At 41.1% G+C, this 15,701-nt stretch carries 24 protein-coding genes, 1 pseudogene and 1 riboswitch; of the genes and pseudogenes, 22 read left to right on the top strand and 3 right to left on the bottom strand.

What is annotated here, in order from left to right; translation table 11 throughout:
* Positions 1 to 191, top strand: a pseudogene (locus B5771_RS01760) (IS110 family transposase); the annotation flags it as partial.
* 471 nt (positions 192 to 662) lie between these two features.
* Here the strand turns inward: B5771_RS01760 and B5771_RS24970 are convergent.
* Positions 663 to 797 (bottom strand): hypothetical protein, encoded by a 135-nt coding sequence (locus B5771_RS24970; protein ID WP_282433304.1) that lies wholly within the window; start codon positions 795 to 797, stop codon positions 663 to 665.
* A gap of 154 nt (positions 798 to 951) precedes the next feature.
* A riboswitch (SAM riboswitch) is annotated at positions 952 to 1,078 on the top strand.
* 174 nt (positions 1,079 to 1,252) lie between these two features.
* On the opposite strand from B5771_RS24970, the gene B5771_RS01755 reads away from it, so the two are divergent.
* The 21 genes from B5771_RS01755 to gvpA all read left to right on the top strand — a co-directional run bounded on the left by B5771_RS01755 (position 1,253) and on the right by gvpA (position 13,396).
* Positions 1,253 to 2,449 carry a homocysteine biosynthesis protein gene (locus B5771_RS01755; RefSeq protein WP_088185972.1) on the top strand — a complete coding sequence of 399 codons (1,197 nt, stop codon included), beginning with the start codon at positions 1,253 to 1,255 and terminating at the stop codon, positions 2,447 to 2,449.
* Positions 2,450 to 2,451: 2 nt separating this feature from the next.
* A complete protein-coding gene (locus B5771_RS01750; protein ID WP_047808690.1) occupies positions 2,452 to 2,853 on the top strand; it encodes an NIL domain-containing protein in 402 nt (133 codons plus the stop codon).
* A complete protein-coding gene (locus B5771_RS01745) occupies positions 2,854 to 3,600 on the top strand; it encodes a UPF0280 family protein (RefSeq protein WP_047808691.1) in 747 nt (248 codons plus the stop codon). It abuts the gene before it with no gap.
* A gap of 411 nt (positions 3,601 to 4,011) precedes the next feature.
* Entirely contained in the window at positions 4,012 to 5,058 is a 1,047-nt protein-coding gene (locus tag B5771_RS01740; RefSeq protein WP_088185971.1) for a DUF6385 domain-containing protein, read from the top strand.
* Between the two features lie 75 nt (positions 5,059 to 5,133).
* Positions 5,134 to 5,445 (top strand): hypothetical protein, encoded by a 312-nt coding sequence (locus tag B5771_RS01735; RefSeq protein ID WP_088185970.1) that lies wholly within the window; start codon positions 5,134 to 5,136, stop codon positions 5,443 to 5,445.
* 345 nt (positions 5,446 to 5,790) lie between these two features.
* Positions 5,791 to 6,015, top strand: a complete 225-nt coding sequence (locus B5771_RS01730; protein ID WP_047808693.1) for a hypothetical protein — start codon at positions 5,791 to 5,793, stop codon at positions 6,013 to 6,015.
* Between the two features lie 110 nt (positions 6,016 to 6,125).
* Complete coding sequence (locus tag B5771_RS01725) at positions 6,126 to 6,572, top strand: hypothetical protein (protein WP_140417668.1); 447 nt, start codon at positions 6,126 to 6,128, stop codon at positions 6,570 to 6,572.
* A 238-nt stretch (positions 6,573 to 6,810) separates the two neighbouring features.
* Positions 6,811 to 7,017, top strand: coding sequence for a gas vesicle protein GvpJ (gvpJ, locus tag B5771_RS01720; protein WP_047808695.1), 207 nt, complete (start codon positions 6,811 to 6,813; stop codon positions 7,015 to 7,017).
* Positions 7,018 to 7,093: 76 nt separating this feature from the next.
* Positions 7,094 to 7,510 (top strand): hypothetical protein, encoded by a 417-nt coding sequence (locus B5771_RS01715; RefSeq protein ID WP_088185968.1) that lies wholly within the window; start codon positions 7,094 to 7,096, stop codon positions 7,508 to 7,510.
* Positions 7,511 to 7,514: 4 nt separating this feature from the next.
* Positions 7,515 to 8,399 (top strand): gas vesicle protein GvpN, encoded by an 885-nt coding sequence (gvpN, locus tag B5771_RS01710; protein WP_047808697.1) that lies wholly within the window; start codon positions 7,515 to 7,517, stop codon positions 8,397 to 8,399.
* Positions 8,400 to 8,405: 6 nt separating this feature from the next.
* Entirely contained in the window at positions 8,406 to 8,627 is a 222-nt protein-coding gene (locus B5771_RS01705; protein ID WP_047808698.1) for a hypothetical protein, read from the top strand.
* An 85-nt stretch (positions 8,628 to 8,712) separates the two neighbouring features.
* The gene (gvpJ, locus tag B5771_RS01700; protein ID WP_047808699.1) at positions 8,713 to 8,934 is read left to right on the top strand and encodes a gas vesicle protein GvpJ; all 222 of its coding nucleotides are present in this window, start codon (positions 8,713 to 8,715) and stop codon (positions 8,932 to 8,934) included.
* A gap of 15 nt (positions 8,935 to 8,949) precedes the next feature.
* Entirely contained in the window at positions 8,950 to 9,225 is a 276-nt protein-coding gene (gene gvpO, locus B5771_RS01695) for a gas vesicle protein GvpO (RefSeq protein ID WP_047808700.1), read from the top strand.
* A 102-nt stretch (positions 9,226 to 9,327) separates the two neighbouring features.
* Positions 9,328 to 10,056 carry a GvpL/GvpF family gas vesicle protein gene (locus tag B5771_RS01690; RefSeq protein WP_088185967.1) on the top strand — a complete coding sequence of 243 codons (729 nt, stop codon included), beginning with the start codon at positions 9,328 to 9,330 and terminating at the stop codon, positions 10,054 to 10,056.
* 36 nt (positions 10,057 to 10,092) lie between these two features.
* On the top strand, positions 10,093 to 10,299 hold the full coding sequence (locus B5771_RS01685; RefSeq protein ID WP_088185966.1) for a gas vesicle protein GvpG: 207 nt from the start codon (positions 10,093 to 10,095) through the stop codon (positions 10,297 to 10,299).
* A complete protein-coding gene (locus B5771_RS01680) occupies positions 10,296 to 11,285 on the top strand; it encodes a GvpL/GvpF family gas vesicle protein (RefSeq protein WP_088185965.1) in 990 nt (329 codons plus the stop codon). Before B5771_RS01685 ends, B5771_RS01680 begins: the two co-directional genes overlap by 4 nt.
* A complete protein-coding gene (locus B5771_RS01675) occupies positions 11,278 to 11,478 on the top strand; it encodes a gas vesicle protein (RefSeq protein WP_047808704.1) in 201 nt (66 codons plus the stop codon). The genes B5771_RS01680 and B5771_RS01675 overlap by 8 nt, the downstream gene beginning before the upstream one ends.
* Positions 11,475 to 12,224: a GvpL/GvpF family gas vesicle protein gene (locus B5771_RS01670; RefSeq protein WP_088185964.1), complete on the top strand. Its 750-nt coding sequence runs from the start codon at positions 11,475 to 11,477 to the stop codon at positions 12,222 to 12,224. The genes B5771_RS01675 and B5771_RS01670 overlap by 4 nt, the downstream gene beginning before the upstream one ends.
* Entirely contained in the window at positions 12,221 to 12,553 is a 333-nt protein-coding gene (locus B5771_RS01665) for a gas vesicle protein K (protein WP_088185963.1), read from the top strand. Before B5771_RS01670 ends, B5771_RS01665 begins: the two co-directional genes overlap by 4 nt.
* Positions 12,554 to 12,575: 22 nt before the next feature.
* On the top strand, positions 12,576 to 12,926 hold the full coding sequence (locus B5771_RS01660) for a gas vesicle protein (RefSeq protein WP_088185962.1): 351 nt from the start codon (positions 12,576 to 12,578) through the stop codon (positions 12,924 to 12,926).
* 257 nt (positions 12,927 to 13,183) lie between these two features.
* A complete protein-coding gene (gvpA, locus tag B5771_RS01655) occupies positions 13,184 to 13,396 on the top strand; it encodes a gas vesicle structural protein GvpA (RefSeq protein WP_047808708.1) in 213 nt (70 codons plus the stop codon).
* Positions 13,397 to 13,491: 95 nt separating this feature from the next.
* On the opposite strand, the gene B5771_RS01650 is transcribed toward gvpA, so the two are convergent.
* Positions 13,492 to 14,484, bottom strand: a complete 993-nt coding sequence (locus tag B5771_RS01650; RefSeq protein ID WP_088185961.1) for a glycosyltransferase — start codon at positions 14,482 to 14,484, stop codon at positions 13,492 to 13,494.
* Positions 14,485 to 14,545: 61 nt separating this feature from the next.
* On the bottom strand, positions 14,546 to 15,496 hold the full coding sequence (locus B5771_RS01645) for a glycosyltransferase (protein ID WP_088185960.1): 951 nt from the start codon (positions 15,494 to 15,496) through the stop codon (positions 14,546 to 14,548).
* Between the last annotated feature and the right edge of the window lie 205 nt (positions 15,497 to 15,701).

Below are 15,701 nucleotides of genomic sequence, written 5' to 3'. Positions count from 1 at the left end.
AACGCGCCATTATTGCCATTTCGCGAATGCTGTTAATGTCCATTTATCACATCTTAAAGAAGAAAGAACCCTATAACCCGGATCTGTATAAAAAATCAAATGTTCTTCCAGTTGACCGTGAAATTACTGTTGAACAGGCAATTTTATTGGCCAAAGCTCGGGGTTTTCGGATCATGGCCGTCGAAACTTAACGACCCAACATTTATCCACCCATATTTTTACATTAAGTCATCGCCCGATGGCTTATTTGCTATACTTAGGTGGAGACAGTTACTGTCGATTTCAGACTTGTCACCGCCTGTTCATGGTTCTATGAGAAATATTTTAAGATACAATCCTCTTTATTATAACAGAAAGCTATTTGGGATAATATCCTCAGGTGCGAGCATCATAGATTTTAATAGCGACTTAAGTTAATTTACTTTGTAATGGCTAGGTGTGCTTCATGACGAAAACCGGGTCTTAAACCCGGTTTTGTGGTGTCTTCTTTTTAAAGGGTGAATTTTTGCCTCGATCGGGTTTTCCTGTTTTGGTTGAATCAGCCGCTTTATTGGACATTTTAAATAGGCCTCCTTAATCCTCGTTGATTATTTTTTTGCTGTTAGAGTATCTGGGCTTCCAGGAGTCTTAACATTAAGGCAAGGCGAATCCTGATAAAACAGTTACTGAGGAAAGGTAGTTTCTTTATCTCTGCCATAATCTGTGCGCCCATCCTGGTCTGCTGAATGTCCGCAGGGGAGATCTTCACGCTTTGGAAAGGGCCGCTTTTTTGCTTTGAACTGATCTTGTTGTTCCATTCTTATCCCTCCTCGTGATGCATTTATAGTTCCCTGGTCAATCATTAATTTATACAAAGATTCGAAGAGGTAACTTCTGTATTAATATACAGAGATTATATTGACATGGTATGTAACACATGTTAGACTCAGCGTAGTGAATTGAATAAGTATGCTCTTATCCGGAGTGGTGGAGGGACTAGCCCAATGAAACCCGGCAACCCGCTTTGCTGTGACAATGTTTGTCTGCGCAAGGTATGGTGCTAATTCTTGCAGGAGTGAATTCTTCTGATAGATAAGAGGAGTGTCGATGAATAATTTGGCCTCTTCGAACTAGAAGAGGCCTTTTCGATGCCTATGTATAGGTTTTCGAAAGGGATTTTTCAGGTCCTGGCTCTAGATCACTCTATTTAGAAGGGGAATTTCTTAAAGAATACAAGGATAAAGCGAAAGAAAATCTGGAGGTGGGGTCTTTTATGAGTATTGAGAAAACATACGCAGAGATTAACGCTAAGATCAAAACTGGGAAAGCCGTTGTTGTTACAGCAGAGGAACTAATAGCGTTGGTAGAGGAAAAAGGGCTTACAGAGGCAACCCGTGAGGTCGATGTTGTCACAACGGGAACTTTTGCTCCAATGTGTTCTTCAGGAGCTTTTTTGAGTTTTGGACATACGAAGCCGCGCATGAAAATGCAGAAGGTCTGGCTCAACGGTGTATCAGCTTATGCGGGAATTGCAGCTGTTGACGCTTATCTTGGGGCAGCAGAGCTGCCTGAGGAAGATCCCTTGAATAGTAATTTCCCTGGCGAGTTCCGCTATGGCGGGGGACATGTCATACAAGACTTGGTAGCTCGCAAACCTGTTAAACTAAAAGCTATAGCTTATGGAACGAATTGTTATCCCCGCAAGAGCGTGGAAACTATGATAACGCTGGATGAGATCAATGAGGCCATTCTTTTTAATCCGCGTAATGCCTATCAGAATTATAACTGTGCGGTGAATTTAACTGATCGGACAGTTTACACTTACATGGGTATGTTGAAACCCCAAATGGGTAATGCAAACTATTCCACCTCAGGAGAACTGAGTCCTCTTCTAAAGGACCCTCATTTTAAAACGATTGGTGTAGGTACGAAGATTTTCCTCGGCGGCGGTGTGGGGTATGTGGCCTGGAACGGGACTCAGCATTTCCCGGCCATGACGAATGTCGATGGAAAAGAGCTTGGCGGCGCAGGGGGGACTCTTGCTGTTATCGGAGATCTGAAACAGATGAGTCCTAAGTGGCTGGTCGGTACCAGCTTTCTAGGCTACGGAGCAACGCTTAGCGTGGGAATTGGAATACCAATTCCGCTGCTCAATGAAGAAATTACTCGCTATGCTGCTATGAAGGATGAAGATTTGTTTGCCCCCATAGTAGACTACGGAGAAGCGTATCCCTCCTTTACTCCTGGAAACTTGGGGTACGTCAGTTATGCAGAACTGAAAAGCGGCAAGATAACGGTGCAGGGCAAAGAAATCCAAACCTCACCCTTGTCAAGTATGCCAAGAGCTCGGGAGGTTGCTGCGACGCTTAAAAAATGGATCCAGAAGGGCGACTTCTTATTAACTGAGCCGGTTAAGTCCCTCCCGTCACCGGCAGATGGAATTGTGGCTCATAGTATTAAGGAGGTTTGATTATGGCACCGAAAAGAATCGTTTTGCGCTTTAGATCCGATATCTCGGTAAAGCCTATCGTCTATCGTCTCGTTAAGGACTTTGACTTAGTTGTTAATATTGTTAGAGCAGATGTTAATCCTCAAAAAGAGGGAACTATGGTGTTAGAGGTCACTGGAGATCAGAGCGAAAAAGGGCTCGCATATTTGCGTGAGTTGGGGGTTTCTGTCCAAGATCTTAAACAAGGAATTGTCCGCAATGAAGAAAAGTGTGTAATGTGCGGAGCTTGTACGGGACTTTGCCCCACAGGGGCTTTATACATCGAGCGTCCTTCTATGGAGGTTCATTTTGATGAAGACCAGTGCATCGTTTGTATGCTATGTACGAAAATTTGCCCGATGCGGGCAATGGAGGTTCATCTCTAAGTGGACTTTTCAGAACGTACCTACCGGCAGCTGCATCGCCAAGATGACCTGCAGCATTTTCAAGTGATGGTGCAAGAAACGGATCTGGATATCGGGATTCGTAAAGAACGTTTTTCTCCAGAATTGGTGAAATGGATCGAGGATACAATCTGTTCCTGCCGCAAGCCCTTGGAGACGTATATTCAAAAAGACCCAGGGTTTCAAAAGGCCTTAATTCCTTATGAAGTACCTGAGGATGCCCCCTTGATCGTTAAAACCATGTCTGAAGCCGGTCGTTTAGCGGGTGTAGGCCCAATGGCGGCTGTGGCGGGAGCAGTAGCTGAGTGGGTAGGAAAAGCGATAGCCAAACGCTCTCGGGATGTTATCGTGGAAAACGGCGGAGATATTTTCATGAAAACGACTCGCATTCGTAAAGTCGGAATCTTCGCCGGAGATTCCCCTTTGTCAAACCGGATAGCCCTTGAAATCCATCCGGAACAGACTCCCCTTGGAATATGCACGTCTTCCGGTAAAGTGGGTCCTTCGCTAAGTTTTGGCAAGGCTGATGCCGTAGTTATTCTTTCTACTTCTGCAGCTTTGGCGGATGCTGTAGCAACTGCTTGCGGAAACTTAATACAATCGGAGCGGGATTTGGAAAAAACCGTTGAATTTGCCTCTCAGATCCCAGGAATCAAGGGATGTCTGGCAATTAAGAATGACCAATTAGCTGCCTGGGGGACTATAAAACTCGTGCCAATGAACGTGTAATAGAAAGTAAAGTGAACTCGTTCAGCTAAATCTGAACATCGGGGTTTCAGATGGGGACTCTACCCCACCTGAAGTTTACGAAGGACCCACCCCAACTTATATTTATAGAAGTGGGGGCCTTAAAAACTGGATAAAAGATAAAAGAAAAAGAAGAAAAGAGAAAAGAAACCTCCCCGTCGGGAGGTTTTAGTTTTGCGCAATTATCTTTATCTTCTTATTAATTCCTTTGTACAACCCTAATTTAGCACGAAATACGAAAGGAATCAATGCCCATTTTTTGGATCATTAATCTTGCTGATATTAAAGTTGCTTAAAAATAATATTTTTTAGTTTGTTACAAGTTTAAGTGCTATTTGTGCCTATTAATCTATAGGATAAATTGAAACAATTGCCCAAGACAGGGGGCTAACTATGAAAAAGACTGTGACAAATCGAATTTGTAATGGTGATTTTCAAAAAGCTTGTGAACATGAAGATTTTCCGCAATACTGGCTGCCCATTGGCGGAAATTGTGCGTCGAGATGGAATTTTATGCAGGAATCTCAAGGTAGAGTTGGCGTAGAAATTATTAATTCAGCAAGCGTTAAGGCGGGAATTATCCAAACAAATGACAGTACCATAGAGGTTAGCGGCAAGAGGCATTGGCTGGTAAAAGTGGTTTTTCAATGTCGGGAACCTGCCTTGCAAGTATTTCTATATCTTTATCCAATTCTTGCTAATGGAGATATTTTGCTGCCTAGGATGTTTTGCTTTAATTCTGGGTCAAACACTCAGGAAATGGTGCAATTTAGGAAATTAATAAACATCGAGCCGGAGATTGAAGGTCTGCGTCTGGAAACGGGAATCATGGGTCAAGGCCAATTAGCACTCTACAAATTAGTGGCTCACCCACTAATCCCTAAACGTTTCAGAAGAATGATCAACAAACCAATTAGTCCTCCGATCGAACATATTCAATCCATTGGAGAAATTTTAAAACCAATCCAGCTTGCGACTCCGATTCCGCTAAACATTCCGGTTAACGTTCAAGCGAAAGTGCATGGGGATATTCGAAATTTAACATCTCAACGTGACAAAGTGCAAATCTATGGAAGTAAGCAAGTGCCTTTGGCCACAACCAGTACTGGACGGGCTCAAGTTGAAATAAGTGGTCATGGATTTCAAGAAAGCATCGAAGAAGTTTCAGTTGGTCAAGTTATATGCTATTCAACCATTCGTGATGTTTCTGCCCTTTCCCGTTATTCCTTTGCCATATACAATATGGGACCTGAACTCGTCTATGTGCAGGCTCAACTAAGCCCTGACGGCTTTCATTGGCTGAATATCGGTAAACGAAAAAACGTGGAACCAGAAGCCATAATTATGGTTGCCCCGGAAGTTTTTTTACGCTATGCCAGATTAAGCTTTGAGGCCCTAGGTTTAACCTCCTTGAGAGTTTGGGTTCAGGCTCAAAATTAGGTAAGGGAGGAACAGATTGTCATCCTTCAAAATATACTGAATCACAAGAGATTCATATCTGGAGGGGCGTTTGCTGTGGATGGCTTAGCTTTAATATCTATATTGGCCGTGGTGGTTGAAAAATTGGTTGATATCTTTAAGGATATCGTATATGCAATTCCGATTTTTCCGAATAAGTTCAGGCCCTTAACGTTGGAATTGTTGAGTTTAACGTTTGGGTTAATTCTTGCTTTTCAATGCGATGTTAATGCTTTGCAATTGCTCAATGTTAATGCGATCAATCCCATAACCGGAGTTGTAATAACCGGCTTGGTCATTGGCAAGGGAGCCAATTTTGCTCATGATTTTTTCCATACGGTCGGACAAAACCAAACAAGGAGACAGTAGCAGGATTTTATGGATATTCATTATGCAACAGCCCCTTGTTCTGTTTTAGCTTGGACCTTTGGCATGGAAGAATACCAATTAATAGAAGATAATCATTTACAAGGAGCCCTGATATTGGGCTTCTAAACTATGTCTCAAGGTTTCTTGAAATAAAAGCTGTAGTAATGACATTAAATTAGCAGATAAGTTTACTTAATAAAGATTGTATAGTGCTTATTCAAAACTAAATCGTTACGTCTAAACATGAATACTATACTAACAAGGCGATGAAATTATATGTTTGGGAGGAGAATTGTAGTCAATAGTTAGCTAAACTTGTAATTATTTTAATAAGGAGGAATTCATATGGCTCAATCACGATGCTTGAAATGTGGGGGTCAAAAATTTGAAGCTGTTTATGCCAATAATCTGGAAGGAACGACACGAGCAGTACTCTTTATTCAGTGTGTTGAATGTGGGTCAGTTGTAGGAGCGCTTGATTTTCTTAATATTAGTGTAAAAGCTGCACGGGTAAAAAATGATCTACAAATCACGATAGAGCGTTTATTAAGTCGTTTAAATGGCTCATGAGAACAGGAAGATCTGGAAGATGATTATTATATGCAGGAGGAAATAATTATTGTGAGAATGACCGGATGAAGTGATGAATTTCCACATCCAGTTAGGAGGAGATTAATGTGATGAGTACAATTGTTATAGGACTTTGCTTTTTTTTAGTAGTTGCATTAGCTATTGTTTTCATAAAATCCCGCAATGTTTATAAGGAAATAGATAAAAAATATGGGAAACCCTACGCTGCGAAAGTAATCAAAATGATTGGTGGTCATCCTGAGTTAAAGCAAGGAACAATGGCTCTCTCGTTTCATCCAATGGACGCTATAGCCTTTAACCGCAAAGTTTTCCATTTATCACAGATTGATTCGATAAAAATTATCTCTGAGGTACCTAAACTTCCGAACATTAAAAGAGAGACTGATGAGAAATATGCGTTAGACGAGAAGTTTCTTTGTATTGTTACTAAAGATGGCATTGATGAACATAAAATAATATTCACAGCGTCATCTGACTTTGAAGTGATTGCAAACACTTTGATGCAGAAATGGAAAAGGTACAATCTTAAAGGGTAGTTAAAAGTTGATTTTGAAATTGAGGGAATGCCTTTTTTACGGTAACGAGAAGAGCCCATAGCACATAGAGTGTAGGGAAACGGAGAGAGGGATTTAATTGCTAAAAGCTAGAAAAGCTTGCACACCTTTTGAGTAATTCACATAAATTGGGAATGAAAGAGATTGAGGGAAGGTGAAAAGTAAATCTAGCGCAATATCCCAAAAATCCTCTTCTAAAATTTAGAAAGGTGGCAGAAAAATGAAAAAGGACATTGACTCCTCAAGTTTGGCCGAAGTTGTGGATCGGATTTTAGAAAAAGGTATTGTAATTGACGCTTATGTGCGTGTTTCTCTCGTTGGAATCGAATTGCTCGCAGTTGATGCTCGTGTAGTAATTGCAAGTGTTAATACTTGGCTGAGATACGCAGCAGCTGTTGGATTAACAGAAATGCACCATGACTTTTAATCTAACGATTTAGAAATCCTTTATGGGAGGGGGAAATACTCCCTCCCATTCATTTAGCTGCAAAGGGGAAGTAAGAATGAGTATGAATCTTGTTGAATTAGGGAATGTGTTATGTGAGGAATTTGACCAAAGGAAGCATGAATTAGAAACGATACAAACTGAAATTTGGACAAAGGTAAAAAACGATAAAGATGAACTTGCTGAACAGAGAAAGGTTGATCAAAGAAATCAGCTGGTGGCTATCAAGCAGGTTTTGGAAAGTGCCCAAGAATTGCTTGAAAATTTCGAGGTTGAACATTCCGACATGAAGAAGGTACTGGTGTCAAATTTTAAATCGCAAGTAGAAGAAAGAATGGTATGGGCAGGAGAACGTGAAGAAGAACTCAAAGGTTGGTATAAAGCAGGGGAGTATCTTTTTGGTACGAAGATAGTTGAAGGGAAAAAAGAACGCAAATTTGGAGAGTATGCGACTAGAAAACGTATAGGGAGGTAAGGTAATGCCGGATGCATTTATAGAGACCGCATATTTTAAAGATCTAATGAACCGTGCAGTACTCTATCTCCAGGCAGGATATGCTGTTCATTTTTGTGGACCGGCCGGTACAGGAAAAACTGCATTAGCCATGCATATTGCAGAGTTATTAGGTCGTCCGGTAGTGACTCTCCAGGGTAATGATGAGTATAAACCCTCAGATTTAGTGGGCGGAAACTCGGGGATGCGTAGAAGGAAAGTACTCGATAACTATGTTCATTCTGTTTGGAAAGCCGAGGAAGCAATGGATAGTGTCTGGTACGATGGCAGGATCACTCATGCCTGTAGGAATGGGTATACTTTAGTCTATGATGACTTTACTCGTTCTAAGCCAGAGACGAATAATGTCCTGCTTGCCGTGTTGCAGGAAAGGACACTTGATTTGTCTACCTTGCAAAAAGGAGAAACAAAATTGAGTGTTCATCCTGACTTCTCGGTAATCTTTACCAGTAATCCGTCAGAATACGCAGGAGTGCATATACTGCAAGACGCTTTGAAGGATCGTGTTATAACTATTCCAATAAGAGGATTAGACCGAGAATCGGAAGTGGCTATAGTTTCAGGGCGTTCAGGATTACCCTGGCGCGAAGCGGCAAGGATTGTCGACATCATCCGTGGAATTCGGAGAAATTCAGTCAAGAAACCCAGCATACGGGCTTCTATTATGGTTGCAACAATCCTGGCGACCAGGGGTTTTAAACCTCTGAGCGAAAACCCTGTATTTCTTCAGGTGTTAATGGATGTTATCGGCTCGGAGATTTTCTATGAGAGTGATGATGTTAGCAATAATCAATTGCTGGAACGCATTAGAACTGAATTAGAAAAGTATATTTCAGAGGATAGGAAGTGAGAATAATTGCATCAATCACCGCCTATTAGACCGAAACTAATTCGGCCACTAGTTCATGACCATAAACCAAGCTACTTTCAGATGCATGTTTACGATCAGGAACTGCACCGACTCACAGCTGAGCGAGGGCAAATAGCTAAGAGGGTTAATATAATTGAGGAAAGGGTTCAGGTTGTTCAAAAAGAGCTGCAAAAGCTTGAGAAGATCTTGAAGAGAAATAGAATTTAAGTTTCATGCAGCTAAACTAATCTGTCATGATTTCTGCCCCCAGCTAATATATATGAGTTAGGCAAGGTTGGGAGGGGGTCAGAGTATGGCATTGATCAAAAGCGTAGAGTCGACTAATTTAACGGAGGTCATTGACCGAATTCTTGACAAGGGGATTGTTATTGATGCCTTTGTTAGAATTTCTTTAGTAGGAATTGAACTTATCACCATTGAAGCGCGCATTGTCATCGCTTCAGTGGATACCTATCTGAAATACGCTTCCGCCATTGGGCTAACCCTAGCTGACTCTTCCATAATGGAATATTGAAGGAGGAGCTAAAGCATGGATATCCACAAATTAGTTAGCGATGTCAAAGATTTCTTTCAAGATGTTTTAGAAAAAGAAGCTCATGTCATTGGCGTAAAGCGTTATGAGGATACTTGGTTAGTTCAAGTTGAAACAATCGAGGATTCCGAGTACCAGCGGCGACGGGCTCTGGACGATGTTGTTGGGATTTATGAGGTCGAAGTAAGTATTAACTTAGAGATCTTAGGATACAAGAGGATTAGTTTGAGAGAAAGAGATCAACTCACTAATATGAATTCTGAAGATTATTAAGTCGTGTCGTGACATGACTTTCTTTTTTAGAATTCAGTGTTTAGAAATTGAGTGCCGCGAGAAGTGAATGTTTTTGAGCCTGGTGCAGATGAGGTTTAAGGAGTGGAGAATTTGTATTATGCCTACGGAATTATTCGAGTGAATTCTGAAAACGCCGAATTAATAACATCTGCCTTTAAGCAAGAGAAAATTTGCCTTGTCACTGAGGGAGAACTAGGGCTCTTGTGCGCTGAGATTAATGATGAGTCAATAACTATGGTAACAAGGGAAAGTATGAGTCGTTATACAGAAGTATTATGTCAGGTGATAAAGTTTATGACGGTAATTCCCTTACGTTTTGGAACATTATTTAATAAAGAAGAAGAAATTCAAGAAATCCTTCGCAAGGAGAAAAAGAGTTATCAGAAACTGTTGGCATATTTGGAAGATAAAATAGAAGTAGAGCTCAAGGTGTGGTGGAAAAAGGAGAGCTTCCAAGAGACAATGCTGAAAAACAAGCGTTTGGCTCGCTGGAAAAAAGAATTGGAACGGGGAAAGGGTCAGGGCTATGATGTTGTGGAATTTGGAAAGGCAATTATGGAAACTGCAGATTATGAGCGTAAGGAATTAGAAAAATCATTTCTTGCAGCGCTGCGACCATTGGCAGCTGAGTTAGTAATCAAAGAGCCTATGGATGAATTTCAGGCTTTTGATGGCGTATATTTAGTGGAGCGTTCCAAAGAAGATGCATTTGACCAAGCTGTAGGCAAGCTTTACGCAATTTATTCGGAAACTATGATTTTTAAATATACTGGTCCGTGGGCTCCGCATCATTTTGTGAATGTCAAATAACGGTACTTTGAATTTCAGCGATAGAAGGTGAATGATATGTTTCGGTTTCCGATATGGGCGATAAAACAGGTGATTGAACATGCAGAAGCAGAGTATTACAGTCCCGAAGCAATTCGGCGAGAGCTTAGTCAACATCAGTATATGTTGGAAAATCATGAAATCACCTTAGAAGAATATCGGGAATACGAAAAGCGACTCTTTGAACGTTTAATGGAAGGGAGAGAAAGAGGGATTGAAGAATGAAATGGTCCCTTGAAGAGTGGGAAAATAGTATTGAAAAACTTGTAAATCAGTGCGCAGAAAAGGTGCTCGAAGAACTAGAAAAAGTCATTATGGCGAAGTTAAGAGAAAGCGGTGAAGCAGTAATAGCTCAGGGCTTTTTAAAAGCGAAGCCCTTGTCATTAGTCGTCAATAGCGTCCAGCATCAAGTGCCTCAGGACAACAAGGATGAGTTATTGTACGCTATTGGCATTACAAAGACTCTTGAAAAACCGATTTCATTGTTTGGCATGGAGGACAGGCCATGCCATCTTATTGAAAGCGGCAGTCTAAGTATGCTTGTTTGCCCGGTTTCCCGAGAAGAATACAGTGAAGAATCAATTCACAACCATATGGAGGATATGGTCTGGGTTGAGAGCCATGCGCGTCGTCATGAAGAAATTATATTGAAAGCAATGGAAGATAGGACGGTCATTCCTCTTCCTTTCTGTACGATTTATAGGAATGCCGATAACGTCAAACAACAACTTACAGTGAATACCGAGAAAATAGAAAATGATCTCAATCATCTGGAGAATCATTATGAAATGCAAGTTAAGGTTTTAGTTAATAGTCAACAGTTGTTGGCAAAACTTCATAATGATCTTCCCTATTCAGGTAACCAAAATGGCGGGGGGTATTTTCAAAAACTCCAATGGGAGAAAAAGCTCAAGGCAGAAATGGAACAAATGATGAATGATTATGGAGAATCATTTTATCAAGACCTAAACAGCATTTCGACAGAAAGCCTCCTCCTAGAAAAATCGGAGGTAGTAGTTCAAGATAATTATTTTCTTGTATTTGCCGCGCAGTATTTAGTTTCGGAGGAACGTCGTCAAGAATGGGATACAAAACTTAACGCATTTGATGAATTGACCGATTCTTTAGGTTTTATGGTTGAGGTATCCGGTCCCTGGCCCGCCTATCATTTTTCAAGGCTAAACAATGAGGAGGAAATAGCAGGTGGGTGATATTGCCAATACAAAAGAAGTTACTCTGCTCGAAGTCGTTGAAAAATTGCTGGATAAAGGGGTTGTAATTTCAGGAGATTTAATTCTAAGCTGTGGGAATGTTGATTTGGTTTATTTAAATTTGAAGCTCGTTCTTACTTCCGTTCAAACTATGCTTGAAGGTAGTCATCAGAAGAAAGATGTGTCGGTATGAAGAAACTTTATCTTTTGGCGTTCACTCGCTATGGCGCGGATTTGCCATGTGAAGCACCATTGTGGGTAAAATGTACAACAGTAGGAGAGTATAGTGTCCTTTGGTGTGATTCCCCTAAGGAGACATTTAGTTCTAAACGAGATTTCTTGTATGCGATGTTACAATGGTATGAAAGAATCAATGAGTTGAATCTGACCATATTGCCAATTCAGGCGGGTGTTATAACTTTCAGTGAGATCAATTTAGTCGAACTGTTGAACAAATATACCAAAGAACTTGAAGATTGTTTCGCCAAAGTCGATGGCTGCTCTGAGTATTGCTTAATTTTAGCACATAAGGAACGAGACTCAGCTCAGTTTCCTAATCTTCGAGACAAGGAAAATGTGCAAAGTGGAAAGGAGTACCTTAATCGGTTGAGAGTCAGGCATGAGTTTTTGGCTAGAGAAGTAGCACGGACTCGAGAACTAGTTGAGGATTTGCGTTCATCGTTAACTCCTTTGATCAAAGACTCATGGTTTGAGGTTCCTAAAACTATTGAGTCAGGAATTTGTCCGAGCTTCTTAGTGCCTAATTCCCTTAGAGGAGAGTTTATTCATAAATTAGAATCACTTGCTGTTAATTGTGATTGGACTATCAATTATACAGGTCCTTGGCCTCCTTTTCATTTTAGCTCACTGTCCTTAAAATCCGAAAAACACCTGCTGCGTGAATCATCCCAGTGGGTAAACAGGAAGGTGTTTCCATGATTGAAAATGATGAATCCGGTGCTAAGATAGCTGAAAATTTAAGCAGTTTCGAAGAAAGCAGCAATATCGGGCGTGTTAATGCTAATGAAGGTAATCCGGATCAAGGATTGGCAAAATTGGTACTTACAGTTGTGGAACTGTTGAGAAGAGTTATGGAACATGAAGCTTTGCGGCGTATTGAAGGCGGAACTTTGACCGATGAGGAAATCGAAGAAATGGGTCAAACTTTTCTAAAATTGGATGACAAAATGATTGAAATGCGTGAGATATTTGACTTAAAGGAAAGTGATCTTAATCTAGATCTGGGTCCTCTGGGTAATTTAATGTAGAGAGGAAAGAAGGGGAAGCGGTTTGGCAATTCAACACTCCAATAACAGCAGTAGCTTGGGCGATCTCTTAGAACGGATTTTGGATAAGGGGATTGTCATTGCTGGAGATATTAAAATATCTTTAGCAGATGTTGAACTGTTGAACATAAAAATTCGTTTGCTTGTAGCCTCAGTCGATAAAGCCAAAGAAATGGGCATTGATTGGTGGGCACATGATCCTTATCTTTCATCGAGGGCTAGAGCGCAAGAACCTGCAGCTTTGGAAGCTGTTGCGCCTGCGCAAATTGCTTTACAGGATGAGGAGAGCGTGGGAAATCCTGCAGAGGTATTAGAGAATGATGCAACTATTAAGCGGCCAAGATATCGTACTTAACGTTTAAGATGGAGCTGTACCTAATCAATAAAGGCGTTCTCATTTCACTATATACTAGTGAAGCGAGAACGCCTTTGGGTATTCGCCATTCACTTCGAAATTTTAGAAGTGAGTTTTCAGAACAGCTCTTTTAGTTTTCTGTTAAGTAAAAAATAACTATATTTATGCACCATGTCCAAAACTGAGCATATTATACAGTAGGACAAGGACAAGGACAAGTTTCATTCTAAGGTATAATTAGAGAGGGGGTAAACCTTATGAAAAAGGATGTCGATTCCTCAAGCCTGGCAGAAGTTGTTGACCGCATTTTGGAAAAAGGGATAGTAATTGATGGATATGTTAGAGTTTCCTTAGTTGGCATTGAACTCCTAACAGTTGATCTCCGTATTGTTATAGCAAGCGTCAATAGCTTTTTGAAATATGCTTGTGCAGTAGGACTAACTACTGAACATTATGGTGACCTGTTCTAATTAGAACTAGAGGAAACCTTGTTAATCCAATGCGAACTTCCCCACTTAGTGAAGTGGTGTGAAGTTCGTTTTTTTGGTTTGAGGATATCATCTTGTTAGAGGAGGGTTTGATAAGCTTCGTAGGTCATCTCGGCAACTTTGGACCAGGTGTAATGTTGGCGCAGGTGATGCATTAAGGGTAAAGGTGATGCTTGAAAGGATTGCTCGAGGGCAAGACGTAAACCTTCATTATCAAATGGATGCACATATAAGGCCATATCCTGGAAGTACTCTTTAGGGCTTCCTTGATCTGTGGAAATAACGACGGTACCGCATGCTCCAGCTTCAATGCTGGACAAACCCGGCGTCTCGAACCAACTTGGCAGGACATGTGCTTTGGCAGCTGAATAAGCTGAGGCCAGAAGTTCTCCCTGTAGCGTTCCAAGATGATAAATATTAGGAAAAAGCGTCACACTTTCGAAATAAGCTTGGTCATTTATAGGACCTAATAAGACAACCGGAAGACTAAGTTCTTGTGCAACTTTCGCTAACCAGTACTGGTTTTTACGTGGCGAAATTCTTGCCGCACAGAGCACAAACTCTTGGGGTAAATGGGGAAACTGTTGGCGAAAAGCATCTGAATTAACACCTATAAAAGCATCGGGGAATCCGTTGGGGATAACTATATAGTTTGCTGCTTTAGGGAAATCTTGACGGAGAGCATCCATCTCCATCTGGCTATTCGGGAGTAAGAGTTGGCATTCCCTAACTAATCGGTCACGCATGGGCTGCATATGTTTCCAAATTGCTAAGGCATTGGGATGGATGCCCTCTCTTTTCAGAAAGGCAATTGGCGGCCAATAAATTGGTGATATAAGGATTGGCTTGTGTTGTTTTTGAGCGTTGCAAAAAAACATGTAACTTTCCTTAACTCGTGTAATATTGAATATGTGTATTAAATCATAAAGGGTTAAATCAAGGTTGGGGTCTGCGGAAAAATTTACTTCAACTCCAAGTTTTATTAGATTTTGGCCTGTGGAGATCAACTGAACTGTATCTCCAGCAGGGTTTTTCATGAGATCTGGGCGTGCTTGAAAAAGTACTTTCATCGAAAGCCTCCTATTCATATTAGCTCAATCACCAGAATCTGAAGGAGACTTGAGCCAGCGATTATAAGGTTTCGAGAATTGCTCGAACGGATTGTATCCGGTGTTTATATGTATGGTTGCGGTATACTTCCTCTTGGCCTTGGCGAGCAATTTTGAGTCGGAGATCATCTCGGTTTAGATAAAAACGGACGAGCTCAATCGTTTCGTCGGGATGGCGGCTCCAGACGAGATGAACGTGGTTTTTAAAAAGAGCTTCCAGTGCTGGTGACCAATGGGTTAAGAAAAAAGCTTGACATCCTAATGCTTCAAAAGTGCGCATACTCATCATTGTTGGGGAGGTTATTACTGAATGCAAACCTAGTACAATCTTTGCCGAAGAATACGCGCAAGGCAGCCGGTTGTAGGATAAATAACCTTGGTAAATGTTTGAAGGTAACGTATAGTGGTCGGAATTTGATAGCCAATGTTCGTTGCCGTATACTTTCAGATGAAACGGTTCATTGAGTAAGGGAGTGAGGATTGTATCGAGACCAGTTTTCCTTTGAGGATAGGATGTATAGTAATTAGCCACCAGCAGTAAGTCGCTTTGGAGATCAAAGGACGGCTCAACGGGTCGATGAAACGATGGATTGCAGGCAAAATGAAAGTAATGCGCTCGAATTTTGTCTCTCTGATATAGGGGCAGACACTCTTTGGCTGGAGTAAGTACAAGACTGGCCCCGCGCGCTAAGGGACGGGACATGCGGTTCCAGTCGGGGGGATCGTCGATTGCCCAATAGACGAGAGGAACTGAATAACGACGTAGAAGCGGAAAGAGTCTCCGAGCTACTGTTGAAATTGAAACTCCTTCAGCAAAAGCGAAATCTGGTCTTTGTTTTCTTAATAAGCGGTCCAAACGATTTTCCCAATCGGCCAAATGGACCGGAAGATATTCAAAACTATCAGAAGAAGAAAAACCCGATGCTAAGCCATAGCTCAACAATGATGAATCGTTCAAAAATAATAAGTTCATTAATAATGTCTCCACTCGTCGCCGAATTGTTTCATAACAACCTCTAAGGATTTGATCAGAGTTGCTGAATTAAGATGATAACGTTGAGCAGCCTGCTCAATACTCATATTGAGTAAACTTTTGGCCCCTCAGCCACTTGTTGAGATCCCGAATTTTTTAAATACAAATGCTGTTTGAGGATATTTCGATAAGATTTCTGCAAGGT

The organism is Desulfosporosinus sp. FKA (genome assembly GCF_002196785.1).
Lineage (GTDB): Bacteria > Bacillota > Desulfitobacteriia > Desulfitobacteriales > Desulfitobacteriaceae > Desulfosporosinus > Desulfosporosinus acididurans.
The sequence above is the reverse complement of the archived record's forward strand: the minus strand, read 5'-3'. Positions and strand labels throughout refer to the sequence as shown.

Coding starts and splice junctions, on each gene's coding strand:
- B5771_RS24970 (WP_282433304.1), bottom strand. CDS start 797: ATGGAACAACAAGATCAGTTCAAAGCAAAAAAGCGGCCCTTTCCAAAG.
- B5771_RS01755 (WP_088185972.1), top strand. CDS start 1,253: ATGAGTATTGAGAAAACATACGCAGAGATTAACGCTAAGATCAAAACT.
- B5771_RS01750 (WP_047808690.1), top strand. CDS start 2,452: ATGGCACCGAAAAGAATCGTTTTGCGCTTTAGATCCGATATCTCGGTA.
- B5771_RS01740 (WP_088185971.1), top strand. CDS start 4,012: ATGAAAAAGACTGTGACAAATCGAATTTGTAATGGTGATTTTCAAAAA.
- B5771_RS01730 (WP_047808693.1), top strand. CDS start 5,791: ATGGCTCAATCACGATGCTTGAAATGTGGGGGTCAAAAATTTGAAGCT.
- B5771_RS01725 (WP_140417668.1), top strand. CDS start 6,126: ATGAGTACAATTGTTATAGGACTTTGCTTTTTTTTAGTAGTTGCATTA.
- gvpJ (WP_047808695.1), top strand. CDS start 6,811: ATGAAAAAGGACATTGACTCCTCAAGTTTGGCCGAAGTTGTGGATCGG.
- B5771_RS01715 (WP_088185968.1), top strand. CDS start 7,094: ATGAGTATGAATCTTGTTGAATTAGGGAATGTGTTATGTGAGGAATTT.
- gvpN (WP_047808697.1), top strand. CDS start 7,515: ATGCCGGATGCATTTATAGAGACCGCATATTTTAAAGATCTAATGAAC.
- gvpJ (WP_047808699.1), top strand. CDS start 8,713: ATGGCATTGATCAAAAGCGTAGAGTCGACTAATTTAACGGAGGTCATT.
- gvpO (WP_047808700.1), top strand. CDS start 8,950: ATGGATATCCACAAATTAGTTAGCGATGTCAAAGATTTCTTTCAAGAT.
- B5771_RS01685 (WP_088185966.1), top strand. CDS start 10,093: ATGTTTCGGTTTCCGATATGGGCGATAAAACAGGTGATTGAACATGCA.
- B5771_RS01680 (WP_088185965.1), top strand. CDS start 10,296: ATGAAATGGTCCCTTGAAGAGTGGGAAAATAGTATTGAAAAACTTGTA.
- B5771_RS01670 (WP_088185964.1), top strand. CDS start 11,475: ATGAAGAAACTTTATCTTTTGGCGTTCACTCGCTATGGCGCGGATTTG.
- B5771_RS01665 (WP_088185963.1), top strand. CDS start 12,221: ATGATTGAAAATGATGAATCCGGTGCTAAGATAGCTGAAAATTTAAGC.
- gvpA (WP_047808708.1), top strand. CDS start 13,184: ATGAAAAAGGATGTCGATTCCTCAAGCCTGGCAGAAGTTGTTGACCGC.
- B5771_RS01650 (WP_088185961.1), bottom strand. CDS start 14,484: ATGAAAGTACTTTTTCAAGCACGCCCAGATCTCATGAAAAACCCTGCT.
- B5771_RS01645 (WP_088185960.1), bottom strand. CDS start 15,496: ATGAACTTATTATTTTTGAACGATTCATCATTGTTGAGCTATGGCTTA.